This window comes from Clostridium sp. 'deep sea', assembly GCF_014931565.1.
Classification (GTDB): Bacteria; Bacillota; UBA994; order PWPR01; family PWPR01.
In genome coordinates this window covers 3,335,202-3,349,881 of sequence record NZ_CP063353.1, presented here as the reverse complement: position 1 = coordinate 3,349,881, position 14,680 = coordinate 3,335,202, and the positions used below count along the sequence as shown (strand labels likewise).

The following is a 14,680-nucleotide window of genomic DNA, read 5'->3' as shown; positions in this document are numbered from 1 at the left end:
TAATATTAATTTTAGTTTGTTACTCTAACTAAAATTAATATTAAAATTCAACACAGTATCTCCAAATGTAGTATTTGTTATAACTATTATAATTAACTATATATAAATTATTTAAAATTACATATTTTACAATATTAACAGGCTTAATAAAACTAATTACTGCAATTTTTAGCTTATTAAAACAACCTATGTTAACAAACATATAGGCCAAAATAAAACTAATTGCTATTAATGATGTTATTAAAAACATAAAGTCACAGTTTAAAAACATAAATATCACCTAAGTTTATATACCCATTCATCAATGGTTATTAACATATGTTTATAGTTAGTTACTTAAATACTAGTGTAAAATTACGTAAATGAATGGCACAGAGGCACATTCACTACATGTGTTTTACTGATACTTGAATAATAACAAAGGGGTAGTCAGTTACATAAAAATGACTTCCCCTTTAATAAGTTAAATAATTAGGCATATTTTAAGACTAATAATTATACTACCAAGACCAAATACTACGAAACTACGGTACCACTCTCAATATCTGCTGATACTAATTTTAACTCATCTTTATTAGAGGCAGCCAAGACCATACCTTGAGACTCTACACCTCTTAAGATAACTGGCTTTAAGTTGGCCACTAACACAATTTTTTTACCAACTAAATCTTCGGGTTTATAAAACTTAGCAATGCCTGAGACAACTTGTCTTGTTTCGGGACCTACTTGTAGTTGTAAAACAAGCAATCTATCGGCCTTGGGGTGTTTTTCAGCTTTAATAATTTCTGCTACTCTTAAATCTAGTTTAGTAAAATCATCAAACACTATCTCGGGCTTCAGCTCTAGTTTAGGCTGTTGTACAGCTTTGTATTTAGCTTTAACAGCTTCAACTTCTTTCATTTTTTTGGCTTCATCTATACGTGCAAATAGTACCTCTGCATTACCAACAGAGTTACCTACAACTGTACCATTAAAACTCTTTAGAGACTCTAGCTCGGTAGTTTGAGCATTTATTTGTTTAAGAATACGTTCTGCTGTTTGTGGAATAAAGGCCTTTAACATTACCCCTGCAAACCTAATGCACTCTAATAAATTATAAAGCACAGTACCTAAACGTTCGTGGTTTTCTTCGTCTTTGGCAAGGATCCATGGCATTGTTTCATCTATATACTTATTTGAACGTCTTAACATAACCCAAATTTCTTGTAAAGCATCTGCTACTCTGTAGCAATCCATTAGCTCTTCTACCTTTTTAGGTGTTTGAAGGGCTATGTTAATTAATTCATCATCAAACTCTCCGCTAGCTGTTGGGGCTTGAATTACACCCCCAAAATACTTATTAACCATGGCTACGGTACGTTTTACCAAGTTTCCTAAAATATTAGCTAAGTCGGTGTTAACTCTAGAAATCATCATTTCATAGGTAATTGTGCCATCTATAGCGAAGGGCATTTCTCTTAAAACATAATAACGTACAGCATCTACCCCAAACAAGTTAATTAAGTCATCTGTATAAATAACATTACCTCGTGACTTACTCATTTTTTCTTTGCCTGTCATTAACCAAGGGTGTCCAAACACCTGTTTAGGTAATTCTTCACCCAGAGCCATGAGTATAATTGGCCAATAAATTGAGTGAAAACGCACTATGTCTTTACCAATTATATGCACGTTTGCTGGCCACAACTTTTTATACTGATCCGAAGGTTGCTCTGGATCATAACCAATTGCAGAGATATAGTTAGAAAGGGCATCAATCCATACATAAGTAACATGATTGGGGTCAAACTCAACTGGTATTCCCCAGTTAAATGAGGTTCTGGATACACATAAATCTTGTAACCCCGGTTTAATAAAGTTATTAAGCATTTCATTTTTACGTGTTTCGGGCCAAATAAACTGAGGGTTATTTTCAATATGTTGTTCTAACTGTTTCTGGTACTTAGATAGCTTTAAAAAATACGCCTCTTCACTGGCCTTTTTTACTTCTCTGCCACAGTCAGGACATTTTCCATCTTCAAGCTGCAACTCTGTCCAAAATGATTCACAAGGTGTGCAATACCAGCCTTCATATTTACCTTTATATATATCGCCTTTTTCATAAAGCTTTTTAAATATCTTTTGCACTACAGCCTTGTGTTTAGGGTTAGTTGTTCTAATAAATTGATCATAACTCACATTTACACTATCCCAAATTCGCTGAATTTCACCTGATATTTCATCAACATGTTGTTGAGGTGTTTTACCTGTATCTTCAGCTTGTTGCTGTATTTTTTGACCATGTTCATCTGTGCCTGTTAAAAAGTAAGTATCATAACCCTGTTCACGTTTAAAACGCACCAAAGAATCTGATAAAATTGCCTCATAAACATTACCTATATGAGGAATTTTAGAGGCATATGCTATAGCAGTTGTTAAAAAAAATTTTCCTTTGCTCATATATTACACTCCTTTAAAAAATAAAAAAACCACCATCCCAATAGGGACGGAAGTTTATCCGCGGTACCACCCTAGTTCTGCATAAATGCAGCACTCATTGTGCCTAAACACTGTGTTATATCGCACACAACGTCTTTACCTAACAATAAATGTGTAGTAAAGAGGCTCCAGGGCCATCTTCAGTTTATTTTAATCATTGCCTTTCACCAAACGACAACTCTCTAAAGATTAAGCAAAACCTACTCTTCCTATCAACGCCTTTATATTGAAATTAGTGTATCATTGGCTGGTATGAGTGTCAAGTTTTGAGATTGATTGTTGTTTACACTCTACATAACTTATAGGAAAAGATGCCTTAATAACTGAACTATTTATAATTTCAAAACCATTATTTTTAATAAAACTATGATAACTATGCTCTGACCATTTATTATAAGCTTTAAACCCTATTAAACCAGTTACTTTAGAAAAAATACTAGCCTTTAAGTTGTTGGCATGTACAAATGTTGGGGCATATAGTATGCCATTTGGTGTTAACACTCTATGTACTTCCTGAAGGGCTTTTTGGGGATTAGGCATAATGTGTAAAACATTTGAGATAATAATTTTATTAAATGAATTATCCTTATAGCTTAACTTACAGGCATCTTGTACCATAAAATTAATATTTTTTATTTGTTGAACCTGTGCTTTTTGTTCACAAACATTTATCATTTGTAAAGAAAAGTCAGTGGCTTCTATTTTTTTTAGGTAATTGGCTAAGCCAAATGCAATAATACCAGTAGCTGTACCCAGCTCAAGAACCTTATCTGTTGGTAGGCTTGATTGTTTTATTAACTCAACAATTTTTTTATAGGCAACCTTATCTTTTTTCATGAATTTATCATATATTTTTGCTACCCTATTCCAAACTCTTTTTTCATTACCCATTTTTTCAGCTCATTTCTTATGTTAAGTTTAGTATTATTGATTATCATTATTATATTAACACCATGACTTTAGTAAATCAATCTTAAAAATCATTTCAACTAATTGGGGAGTATGATTTTTAAAGATTGATGTAAAAATATTTGAGGTTTAAAAATCAAGCTTTTAGGAAATAGTTAAGGGATTAGTACCACAAAGGGCACGAAGGGAAAATAAGATGGTATTGCTAAATGGTAATCCTTACGCTTCAGCATCTTAATTTATAGTCAATCCATTTTTTAAGTTTTATTATTAAGCTTCATTTTTATACCACCAGTTAAGTTAAATCAAGAGACTTCTTCGTACCCTTTGTGTTTAAAAACCATTTTATTTAGTTGGGAAGTATGATTTTTAAAGCTTTTATTTAATTACTAATATTTGAGGTTTAAAAATCAGGGTTTTAGGAAATAGTTAAGGGATTAGTACCACAAAGGGCACGAAGGGAAAATAAGATGGTATTGCTAAATGGTAATCCTTACGCTTCAGTATCTTAATTTATAGTCAATCCATTTTTTAAGTTTTATTATTAAGCTTTATTTTCAAACCACCAGTTAAGTTAAATCCAGAGACTTCTTCGTGCACTTTGTGCCCTTTGTGTTTAAAAACCATTGTAATTAATTGGGAAGTGTGATTTTTAAAGCTTTTATTTAATTACTAATATTTGAGGTTTAAAAATCAAGCTTTTAGGAAAGAATTAATGTTTTTATACCACAAAACTCACTAAGGGAAAATAAGGTGTGGCAGGTAAATGTAATCCTTACGTCTCAGCATCTTAATTTATAGTCAATTTAATTTTAGTGATTTAAACAAAAAATTTTATTTATCCTTTTGAAGAGTATGATATTTAAAGATAATGTAGTTTAAAAGGAGCTGTTACTCGTAGTGGCGAACCTCGTGTTCGCCTGAGTAATACCTCAAACAATCAAAATAAAGGCGAAGATCAGCTTCGCCTCTACGATGAGTAACTTGGTACTATTACGCTGTTAATTTATTATACATAACTTACTATTCAAGATCTTCATCTTTTAGTATTTGATCAAAAGTAGGGTCGCTTTGTAAGCTATAAAAGACTTCTCTTGCATCTTGTTTTTGATAGTTATTTAAATTATCATTTAACAACTGTATGAGGCTTAAATTCTCTCCTTCTTTAATGCCTAAAAATACTTTATGTAAACTAGGTATGGTCACAAGCATGTATGTACTTTCATTTTCACACTGTTTTAAGGCAGTAGCTATGTCTTTGCTTAGGTGTGAATCTCCAAGGCTTTTTACCTGCCAACAGTCATTTATTAGTTGAGTTGTAACTGCAGTGACAACTTTGCTTTGATGTTTAACCAAATATATATGCTCATTCATATTAAGAAGTAATTTTGTTGCCTTATCACCTCTACCAAAATCTCTTAGGTGATCATGCCTTACAAAGAAAATATCTAATTTATCAGCTAACTCCAACTCTTCTCTATTTTTGATTAATTGATTAAATCCCATTTCATGATAATTATGTTCATTAACTAATACCATAAACCTATTTAAACCATTAAGAGCCGCTTCTTGAGAGCTATCATATGTAGCGGTTGTTATTACTATTTTATTATTCATAGTTTGGGGTCTCTCCTTGAGTTCATCTTGAGAAATATTATAAGTATCTACGCCATGTAGATGTTTACCTCCACTGACATAATCACCATAAGATATCCATTTAATATTTCCTTTGTTAGGTGGCCAAGGATCATTAACTAAAACCATTTGAGAAAGCTTAGAGTAGCCTTTTGAAACCATTAAATGGCCTCCACCACCAGTCCATTTCCATGAAAATAAAATAGGCTTTTCAGAATTAATTTGCTGTTGAAGTTGTTCAAAACTTAAAGCAGTTCCATACTTAGTTTTTTCATAATGAAAACCCCAATGATGAAGATTTGGATTACCAGGACGTATACACTCTACTGGTCTTGCAAATGTTATACAGCAATCATTACGGTCAAATCGATAGTTTGCCTGTTCACACTGACTAATATCTTTACCTAAATATCTCATGACCATTTGACCACTGGCCGCCCAGCACCACTGATTTGTTTCTTGTGCAATTAAATCTACATCTAAATTTTCAATTATCTCAGGAGCCGCCAAATAACCATTTGTGCCTATATACATTTGATGATTGTGAATATCGAATCTAATCTCATGAAAACTTAGCCCCGGAAGCCCATAACAAACCAATACATGTCCTGTTCGGGCAGCTATTTCATAAGCATAACCATTAGAACCAGCATAAATTTTATTTTCATCGAGTGCTACTGAAACAATTTCATGACCACAATTTGGTAAAGATACGTTAACATTAGCAGATGTACTTGAGAAGTTATTTAAATCTACCAACACAACATAACCCTTTGTACCTGCTATTAAGTGACTTTCACTTATAGCTAATCTTACTTCTTCATTGCCCCTATCTGGTAAGTTATTAGTTTGAACATCACCACCATTGGCATTCATTTTGTATACATATCCGTTAGATCCAGCATAAATATAATTATTATAAAATAATACAGATACAATTTCATGGCCACATCCTGGTAAAGAAATGTTTTTATTGCTATTAATTTGAGAAAAATCGTTTAAACCTATTAAAACTACATAACCATTTGTACCTGCAACTAAATGATTACTAGTTAATGCTAATCTAACCTCTTCGTGGCCCCTATCTGGCATCCAGTTACTTGAGAGAACAATACCTATGTTATTTAATCTATAAACATATCCATTTGAGCCTGCATAAATGAAATTACTATTAATATCATATAAAACAGAAACCTTTTCATGTCCACAACCAGGCAAAGAAACATTAATATTGCAGCTAGTATTACCGAAATTATTTAAATTTACCAATACCACGTATCCGTTTGTACCCACTACCAAGTGTTCATTAGTAATAGCTAAATTTATGTCACAATGCCCTCTATGAGGTAATCCATTAGTAGCAAGGATATTTCCATTTAAATCTAACTTATAAACATAACCGTTTGTTCCTGCGTATAGGCAACCATCTTTTTCTAAAACAGATACAGGCTCATATCCACAACCGGGTAACGATACATTCCACATATATCTTTGTTCATAATCAGTGCTTTGTAATTTTATTGCTTGTACACTTTGTTTCAAAACCAGTTTATTAGGGTCTCTTACCTCCGTTTTTTTAACTAACAGTTTATCTTGTTCAGGCTTCATTTTTTGCTTCTCAATAACTTTCATAATACATCTCCTTATCTGTAATATGTGTGAATACCTTATGTGCAATTCCGTTTTTAGGAATTAAAGATAATTTAAGGCATGTGATTACTTATGTATTCTATATTAGATGATAATATCCTTTGAATTTACAAAAGATAATTGATTTACATCTTTTATATTATTGTTACTGCTTAAGTACAGGCACATTACTCTAAATAAACCATATACTTTAATAGGCTATGAAAGGAAATTATAATATGTACAAGAGTAAACGAAGACGTAAAAAACCTAAGGTAACAAAACGTTGTGAAGTTAAACCACTTGATTTAAAAGATTATGGACCAGAGCCATATGTAGTTGATATAGAAAAAGCTACTAAACAAAATAATAACTTTCGTACTGCTTTATGGACAGGAGATAATTTACAACTTACGCTAATGAGTATACAGCCGGGAGATGACATAGGTATAGAGATTCACCCTGATGTTGATCAATTTATTAGAATAGAAGAAGGAAAAGGTCTTGTAAAAATGGGAGATTGCGAGGATAACTTAGATTTTCAAGAAAAAGTCTACGATGATTACGCTATACTGATACCAGCAGGAAAATATCATAATTTAATTAATACAGGCGATAAACCACTTAAATTATATAGCCTCTACGCCCCACCAGAACATCCTTATGGTACAGTACATAAAACAAAAGCAGACGCAGAAGCTGCTGAGCATAACCATTAAAAAAGCCTCTAAAAAAGCCAAAGGGGACAGTCCCCCTTGGCTTTTTTACTTTATTTTCTAAACACCTCTACATCAAATATTCCTCTTGTAAAGTTTATTGTTTCTCTAGTGAAACTTTTAAATCCACTTTTCAAAGCTGCTTCACTTACTTCTCCTTGGTGTAAATGAAAATTAACACCTTTTAAACAACTTGGCAGCCATGATAAAACCATTGATTCTGGTTTAGTTCCTTCCTCTACAATTCCATCAGAAATAGACATAAATACTCCATTATCATTTAAACTATTATATATTTTTTTAGTTACAACATCTAAATTATCTTTAGCAAAATTAAGGGTTCCAATAGCTAATACAAAATCGTATCGACTTCCAATATCATCATTTAGATAATCTCCTGAAATGGTACTATATCTATCTTCCATGTGATACTCTCTTATACATTCTTTAGCAATCACGATAGTTTCAGGTGTATCAAATATAATTCCTTTAATATCTTGCTTTTCTTGTCCTATGGCTATTCCTATAAGCCCAGGTCCACCACCTAAATCAAGTATTTTTTTAAACCCATTAAATTCTGGTAATTTCTTTATTACTTCACAAATTTCTTTAGAGCGACCTATCCTCTGGCTTTTTTTTAGTGTTGAAGCATAATCACCATAAATTTTATGTGCTTCAAGTCCATTTTTATCTTTATATAAACTCTCAGCACCTTTTTCTACAGCCTTTACAATATCTATATCATCAAATCCTGATAAAGAGTCGTATACAATTATCATATCTCCAGCAAACTCATTTGAATTTCTTGAAAGATATAAATTTGAGATTTCTCTATTTTTATATTTTCCTGATTTTTTTTCAAGTAAATCTATGCTTGTTAAAGCATTTAAGACATGTTCTGTGTTACTAATATCATATTTCATTTTCTCTGCAACTTCTTTTGCTGTTTTAAATTTTTCTAGCTGAGTAAATAAATCAAGCTGAATGGATGAAATAATTACTTTTCTTTTTACTTCGTTTAACCCCATACTAAACAAAAATTCATGTTTTTTATCTATTTTTGTGAAAGGTTTCATATATATTTATTCCTCCTATATGTCAATTATTATAAAAGAGGTTTTTATGTATATGCATACTTGTTTTTTTCTATCCAACAATAATACAGTTAATAAATAATTGGATCTGCAATTCCTATAAATTTAAACTCTATCTTTTACATTTTTGACTTATTTTTAGTATATCAAAAATAGCATTAATTGTAAATGATAATCATTATCAATATTTTATTGTAAGAATGGCTGTAGATTTAAGTTAGTAAAAAAACCAAAGGGGACAGTCCCCCTTGGCTTTTTTCGTTAATTAATATAATCAGTAGTTACAACTGAAAATGTTGAGCAAGTATTTTTAGAGTTTCCTCTTGGCTCGCCCATAATCCTGCTTTTCTTTCAATTGTGAAAAAACTACTTTCTTTAAACTTCATATAATCAGTTCTATTAATCTGCTCAATACACTTAGCAAAATTATCATATGTTTTGCTTGGATTGTCACATTTATTTATTTGATCTAATAGAAACAATTTTTCAGGGTCTTCCCTGTCAAAGAATCTTTGTGCTGATATCTTAGGATGTGACAACATTACAGCTACTTGATGATAATCTGCTATTTCATTTAATATTTCAATGGGCAAATTTGTATCAACAATTACTTTTTGCTTTTGCGAAACTCTAATCAGTTCTGCAATCTCAAATCCAACCAATTCTTCAGAATTACCACGAACCCAGCGTTCATATTCATCTGGGGTACGATTAAGATACTGCTGCCAGCTAGTTTTAGTGTTAAAATAGCTTAAGTTTGGTTGATCTTTTATATTAATAATCTTAAAAATAACATTTGAATTATAGTTTTCTTCACAATGATGAAGCTTATATTTTTCTGATAACATTTTACACATTGTTGACTTTCCTGCGTACGCTGTACCCACAATAAAATATACATTTGAAAGATAGTGTTTTATAATATTTTCTTTTATATTCATTATTTCCTCCTTTATTAAACAACAAAAAGACTTAAAATGACCTAAAGCAATAAAGATTTTATTAACGTAAACGATTGTTATTAAATAATAGAAAAAACATAATATTACTCCTTACAAATATTACCCTAATTTATCAGTATACTTATTTGCTATTCTTCAATGCCATATTTTTTTAACAGCTGTCTTGCTTTTTCAATACCTTCTTCTGTAATGCCAACCGATTTTGCTCTCTTGCTACCAGCAATATAGTCTTGTTCATATAATTTATCTAAAATATTAAAATTATAGCCTTTCCAACTGCGAGTATATTTAAACCCGTATTCATTTTCTTGCCATGAGGTAAGATATAAAAGCATAAGGGTAAGTTCTTTAACTTTATCTTCCATTGCATTTCACCTCCCTAAAATTTTTTATATCTTTGCTTCAACTGCAAACGCTACTTAAATACTCAGAATATTTATCTTGAAACTTTATTAAATCTTTATACTCAGTTATCCAAATAATTATGTAATACTGCTTATAATTACATCTAGTTAATGCTTCATATCTATGATTACCATCATTTAACTCAAATTTACCATCTGCATAATTAATAATTAATAATTAATGGTGGAACATCCCATCCATTCTTTATTGCACTTATCATAGTATTTACATTAGTTTCGAATCCTTTTTTAGAAATTGCAAACTTCATTTTTTCTTCAAAACCACAGCATCTTTCAAACATATTTAAGGGCATTTTTATTGGTCCTATATAGTGCCTATCAAATAACTTTAATCCATCTGAAAATGGCTTATTATTACCTTCTCCACACAAAAAATTATGAATCCAGTTTTCGATATCCTTATCTTTACAAGCTAAAGCACTAATAAGTGTATACTGCTTAAGATTCATTATAACAGCTTCTTTCTGTAATATGTAAGAAAAGAATAGCAATGACTTCGAACAAGTATGGTAGGTTGTTACGTTATATATGGCTGTGAATATCTTATGATGTTATAGTAGTAAAAATCTCACTACCCTCCACAACACCAATTATATATTACTCTCACATAAATAACCATATATAATTTTTAGTACTAGGTAATGTGTTAGTTGATATTTTTTATCTGTAGACCCCATAGAGGTTTGAAAATAAGAAAGTTATTCCCAGCAGTTCATTTCAAAAATTTCAACACGAAGTTGCAGACCTTGAATAAAAACCAATAACCAAAGGGGACAGTCCCCTTTGGTTTATTTTGATATACAACTTAAACAATTTTCGTGGTGTCTTTGTATATTAATTCTCTAAAATACGAAAATGATACATCTTTCGATATGCCATTTTTAACTATTTACTCATTTAGAACACAACCTTTTTGGTCTAATTACTAAACGTTTGTGGTGCTAAGTAATTATCATCCAATATATAATGAGTTGTACCAATTGAATACTCATAAATTGCCAAAAAACCATTGTTAATATTTATAGGTCTGTATAACTTAATTTTTATTTCCTCCCCATTAGTTTTCTTGAAAACAACATTATTACTTGATGAAGAAATAATTTCTCCGCCCTCCACTCCCAAATCTCTGTGAACAAATTCTAACACTACCGATTCGGAACTTAAATGCCAAGTCTGATGCCCTTCCTCAACTTGTTTTTGAATCTTAATTGCCTCTTCATATAAATCTTTTCGCAAATATGATACTATAACATTACACTTGTTTACAAAAGTTTTTCCTCCTTGATTATCAAAAAATAATTGCTCTTGATAGATATATTCTTTAGGCTCAGATGTCTCTGTAATATAAGTAATAACTGCACTTGTACCACTTGCTTTTATTTCATAACTTACCACATATGGACTTGAACATCCTATAACCCACGGATATTCTTCACCATTAATATCAACAAGTGAATTGTAATAATCAGCTTTAGATTCAGGTGACATAAGCTCGTATCTTGCTTTACCGTCACGATTTTTAAGTTCCTCAGCCCATTTTTCAGATATCTCTAGAATATCTCTAGTATCAGAGATTTTTGTAGTATTTATTGGGTTTGTTATAAGCCCAATCCCAATTGCTATTGTAATAATGATCGAGAAAAAAATGACCATAAAACTTGGTTTTTTGTAGTTTAAGACGTTTTTAATCCTCCTTTTTACATTCCCTTCGCTAAAGGCAAGAGGAGTAGCATTTAAAATATGACTTCCCGTAGCTAATGATAATAGCAAATTAGCATACGTTTTTTTATTATCTTCATTCATTTTTTTTAGTACTCGTTCGTCACAAGAAAGCTCCATATCTCTGCCCATTAATATAAATGCAACCCATACAAGAGGATTAAACCAATATATAGCTAATATAAAGAATGATAGTATTTTTATTACGTTGTCTTTTCTCTGAATATGAGTCTGCTCGTGTAATAAAATATAGTTTCTCTCTTCATCGTTCAATCCAGCTGGCAAATAAATCTTCGGTTTTATTAATCCTAATACAAATGGAGTTTTCAAATTCTTAGCTTCTAAAATATTGTTTTCTACTAACTCTGCACTTTTAAGCTGTCTTTTTAAGATCAAAATGGATATGTAGCTATAAGCAAGTATGACTACAATTCCAAAAACCCAAATATATGTCCCTATTTCTGCATAGAATTTTAATGGATTAATACTAGCACCTGTAGCCGATTTAGGTATCAATTGACTTACAAATGAATCAACTGCTTCTATCCCACTATTAATCTGTGAACTTTGCTGATAGATGATATCATGGGGGATTGGCACAGCTTTTGCATTCCACGGCATAAGGCTAAACATACTCTCAAATGAGAATGGAATTATAAGTCGAAAAGCAACCACCGCCCACAAAGCATAGGAAATAACCTTTGGAGCTTTTTTAAGTAGTAACCTAATAAATATAACAAAGAGAATTACATAGCTTCCAGTAAGGCTCATATTTAAAACAGAAAAAAACAAATCACTCATTGTTATACCTCCTTATGTTCATCAATTAACTTTTTCAACTCTTCAGCTTGGCGATTACTTAATTTTTTTGTTCTAATAAAAGCTGTTAGAAATTTCGGTAAGGATCCTCCAAAGGTATCCTCAACAAAACGTATGCCTTGCTTGGCATTATATTCATCCTTATTAATTAAAGATGTAACGGTAGCCTTCTCATTTTGAAAAATGCCCTTTTCACATAACTTCTTCAGTACTGTATATGTTGTGGATTTTTTCCATTTCATATCTTTTTCAGATAACTTCACAAGGTCACCTGAAACAATTGGCTCATTCTCCCAGATTAAGTTCGCAAATTTTTTTTCACTTTCTGTAAGTTTATAATCCATCATGTTATACCCCCTTGGTCTATAAGTTATAGACCCGCAGCTATAAGTCTATATCTTATAGACCAAAATGTCAATATAATTTTACATAAAGTTTGTAACCGTTAAATGTTTGAATACAGAAACACCAATATTGATTTAATAAAACTTTACTTAAATTTAAAGAAACCATGCATTTTGTCATAATTGCTTTCTTAACTAACAATATATACAATCACTAATTGCTGTTTTTATTGTTCTTGTATTTCCGTCACATTCTTAAGTGCAATAAAATACCACAGAACAAATGGGATAATTATTCATTAATGTTTACAATTGTACTCTTGAAGATATTGCTTTACTATTGTAAAATTCATATATTACCAGCGAACTTAGATTTGACACAATATCATAAACTAGGATCCTGTATAAATGTTATAATACTGCATGCAGTCTTAAAATTATTTAACATATAGTTCAAAAATCGTTATAAGGATTTTGAAAGGGATAATAAAAATGAGTAAACAACCAAAAAAGAAAAAGATTGTATGGCAGAAGTACATCGGAATGGCTTTTTTTATAATTATAGGTGCTATATGTGGCTTATTAATAGCAACCTATATGGATTCCAATGCAGCAGAAAATATATCACTTGGAGAAAAGCTACTATCCTATTTCTCTTTAATAGTTGTAATGTTTATTGCAATCTTTCTTCATTTAATCATTCATGAGGCAGGACATCTTGTATTTGGATTGTTGACCGGATACAGTTTTAGTTCTTTCCGCATTATGAGTTTTATGTGGGTTAAAGAAAAGAAGCAAATTAAATTTAAAAGACTTACTATTGCTGGAACAGGTGGACAATGCCTTATGGCTCCGCCCAATCTAGTTGATGGCAAAATACCTGTGGTGCTCTATAATCTTGGTGGCTCATTTATGAACATTATCACAGGGTTAATTTTTCTTAGCCTTTACTTTATTTTTCAAAATGTACCGCTTATTTCTACAGTTATGTTAATGATGACTGCTATTGGCTTTATTTTTGCAATTATGAATGGCGTTCCGATACGAATGGGGCTAGTTGATAATGATGGCTACAACGCTTTTGCATTGAGTCGCAACCCTGATGCCCAACGTTCCTTTTGGGTGCAAATGAAAGTAAATGAAAAACTCACAAAAGCAGTACGACTTAAAGATATGCCTGATGAATGGTTTGCTGTTCCATCAGACGAAAAAATGAAAAACAGCATGGTTGCTGTAATGGGTGTATTTGCTTGTAACCGTATGATAGATAGCCAAAACTTTGCACAAGCATATAAACTCATAAACCATCTTCTTGAAATTGAAAGTGGTATTGTAGAGCTTCATCGTAATTTAATGGTTTGTGACTGTGTCTACTGCGAACTGATTGGCGAAAACCGATCAGATGTTTTGGCACAGCTATTTACCCCAAAAATAAAAAAATTCATGAGGTCAATGAAAACATTTCCTTCTGTGTTGCGAACTGAGTATTCATATGCCCTACTATCAGAAAAGAATATTGTAAAAGCAGAACGTGTTAAAGTAAAGTTTGAAGAATGTGCAAAAACCTATCCGTATGCAAGTGATATTCAGGCGGAACGAGAATTGATGGATATTTCAGACCAAACAAGCAAGGAAGTAAAAATCTAAGGTTCCATTTTTTTAATCACAAATCTACGTATTATAGACATGTTCATTTTTTAATCTACTTTTTATTATTAAGTAGATTTAGCAAGGAAATTGTTTATATCTGGATAAAAGAAGGAGAATTTAATGTTTCTAATAAATTCTCCTTCTCTAAGTTACCACACACTTACACGGTAGTCTCATGTAAGTGATTGGTTCAACTAAATTACTGTATAAGTTTTCTTTAATACACAAAAAGCGTAAGCTACTGTAATAGCTAAACAGTTTGTAGAAGCTTACACCAATCATTTAATATTCTTTATTCAT

Annotated in this window: 12 protein-coding genes and 1 other annotated feature; of the genes, 2 read left to right on the top strand and 10 right to left on the bottom strand. The window is 31.3% G+C overall.

The window, feature by feature from the left end; all coding sequences use genetic code 11:
* Positions 1–40: 40 nt before the first annotated feature.
* From IMX26_RS15550 to IMX26_RS15535, 4 genes are all read right to left on the bottom strand, one after another.
* Positions 41–271, bottom strand: a complete 231-nt coding sequence (locus IMX26_RS15550) for a hypothetical protein (RefSeq protein ID WP_195159272.1) — start codon at positions 269–271, stop codon at positions 41–43.
* Between the two features lie 245 nt (positions 272–516).
* Positions 517–2,439, bottom strand: coding sequence for a methionine--tRNA ligase (gene metG, locus IMX26_RS15545; protein WP_195159271.1), 1,923 nt, complete (start codon positions 2,437–2,439; stop codon positions 517–519).
* Positions 2,440–2,478: 39 nt separating this feature from the next.
* Positions 2,479–2,703 (bottom strand) — a binding site (T-box leader).
* A gap of 15 nt (positions 2,704–2,718) precedes the next feature.
* The gene (locus IMX26_RS15540) at positions 2,719–3,369 is read right to left on the bottom strand and encodes a methyltransferase domain-containing protein (RefSeq protein ID WP_195159270.1); all 651 of its coding nucleotides are present in this window, start codon (positions 3,367–3,369) and stop codon (positions 2,719–2,721) included.
* A gap of 1,041 nt (positions 3,370–4,410) precedes the next feature.
* Positions 4,411–6,654, bottom strand: a complete 2,244-nt coding sequence (locus IMX26_RS15535) for a papain-like cysteine protease family protein (RefSeq protein ID WP_195159269.1) — start codon at positions 6,652–6,654, stop codon at positions 4,411–4,413.
* 236 nt (positions 6,655–6,890) lie between these two features.
* Between IMX26_RS15535 and IMX26_RS15530 the strand changes: the two genes are divergently transcribed.
* Entirely contained in the window at positions 6,891–7,370 is a 480-nt protein-coding gene (locus IMX26_RS15530) for a cupin domain-containing protein (protein WP_243259192.1), read from the top strand.
* A gap of 50 nt (positions 7,371–7,420) precedes the next feature.
* On the opposite strand, the gene IMX26_RS15525 is transcribed toward IMX26_RS15530, so the two are convergent.
* From IMX26_RS15525 to IMX26_RS15500, 6 genes are all read right to left on the bottom strand, one after another.
* On the bottom strand, positions 7,421–8,443 hold the full coding sequence (locus tag IMX26_RS15525) for a methyltransferase dimerization domain-containing protein (protein ID WP_195159267.1): 1,023 nt from the start codon (positions 8,441–8,443) through the stop codon (positions 7,421–7,423).
* 299 nt (positions 8,444–8,742) lie between these two features.
* Complete coding sequence (locus tag IMX26_RS15520; protein WP_195159266.1) at positions 8,743–9,402, bottom strand: hypothetical protein; 660 nt, start codon at positions 9,400–9,402, stop codon at positions 8,743–8,745.
* A gap of 149 nt (positions 9,403–9,551) precedes the next feature.
* Positions 9,552–9,788: a DUF6429 family protein gene (locus tag IMX26_RS15515; protein ID WP_195159265.1), complete on the bottom strand. Its 237-nt coding sequence runs from the start codon at positions 9,786–9,788 to the stop codon at positions 9,552–9,554.
* A gap of 203 nt (positions 9,789–9,991) precedes the next feature.
* Positions 9,992–10,297: a hypothetical protein gene (locus IMX26_RS15510; protein ID WP_195159264.1), complete on the bottom strand. Its 306-nt coding sequence runs from the start codon at positions 10,295–10,297 to the stop codon at positions 9,992–9,994.
* 469 nt (positions 10,298–10,766) lie between these two features.
* On the bottom strand, positions 10,767–12,368 hold the full coding sequence (locus IMX26_RS15505; protein WP_195159263.1) for a M56 family metallopeptidase: 1,602 nt from the start codon (positions 12,366–12,368) through the stop codon (positions 10,767–10,769).
* A 2-nt stretch (positions 12,369–12,370) separates the two neighbouring features.
* On the bottom strand, positions 12,371–12,733 hold the full coding sequence (locus IMX26_RS15500) for a BlaI/MecI/CopY family transcriptional regulator (RefSeq protein ID WP_195159262.1): 363 nt from the start codon (positions 12,731–12,733) through the stop codon (positions 12,371–12,373).
* Positions 12,734–13,222: 489 nt separating this feature from the next.
* On the opposite strand from IMX26_RS15500, the gene IMX26_RS15495 reads away from it, so the two are divergent.
* The gene (locus tag IMX26_RS15495; RefSeq protein WP_195159261.1) at positions 13,223–14,377 is read left to right on the top strand and encodes a M50 family metallopeptidase; all 1,155 of its coding nucleotides are present in this window, start codon (positions 13,223–13,225) and stop codon (positions 14,375–14,377) included.
* The last annotated feature ends 303 nt before the right edge of the window (positions 14,378–14,680 follow it).

Coding starts and splice junctions, on each gene's coding strand:
- IMX26_RS15550 (WP_195159272.1), bottom strand. CDS start 271: ATGTTTTTAAACTGTGACTTTATGTTTTTAATAACATCATTAATAGCA.
- metG (WP_195159271.1), bottom strand. CDS start 2,439: ATGAGCAAAGGAAAATTTTTTTTAACAACTGCTATAGCATATGCCTCT.
- IMX26_RS15540 (WP_195159270.1), bottom strand. CDS start 3,369: ATGGGTAATGAAAAAAGAGTTTGGAATAGGGTAGCAAAAATATATGAT.
- IMX26_RS15535 (WP_195159269.1), bottom strand. CDS start 6,654: ATGAAAGTTATTGAGAAGCAAAAAATGAAGCCTGAACAAGATAAACTG.
- IMX26_RS15530 (WP_243259192.1), top strand. CDS start 6,891: ATGTACAAGAGTAAACGAAGACGTAAAAAACCTAAGGTAACAAAACGT.
- IMX26_RS15525 (WP_195159267.1), bottom strand. CDS start 8,443: ATGAAACCTTTCACAAAAATAGATAAAAAACATGAATTTTTGTTTAGT.
- IMX26_RS15520 (WP_195159266.1), bottom strand. CDS start 9,402: ATGAATATAAAAGAAAATATTATAAAACACTATCTTTCAAATGTATAT.
- IMX26_RS15515 (WP_195159265.1), bottom strand. CDS start 9,788: ATGGAAGATAAAGTTAAAGAACTTACCCTTATGCTTTTATATCTTACC.
- IMX26_RS15510 (WP_195159264.1), bottom strand. CDS start 10,297: ATGAATCTTAAGCAGTATACACTTATTAGTGCTTTAGCTTGTAAAGAT.
- IMX26_RS15505 (WP_195159263.1), bottom strand. CDS start 12,368: ATGAGTGATTTGTTTTTTTCTGTTTTAAATATGAGCCTTACTGGAAGC.
- IMX26_RS15500 (WP_195159262.1), bottom strand. CDS start 12,733: ATGATGGATTATAAACTTACAGAAAGTGAAAAAAAATTTGCGAACTTA.
- IMX26_RS15495 (WP_195159261.1), top strand. CDS start 13,223: ATGAGTAAACAACCAAAAAAGAAAAAGATTGTATGGCAGAAGTACATC.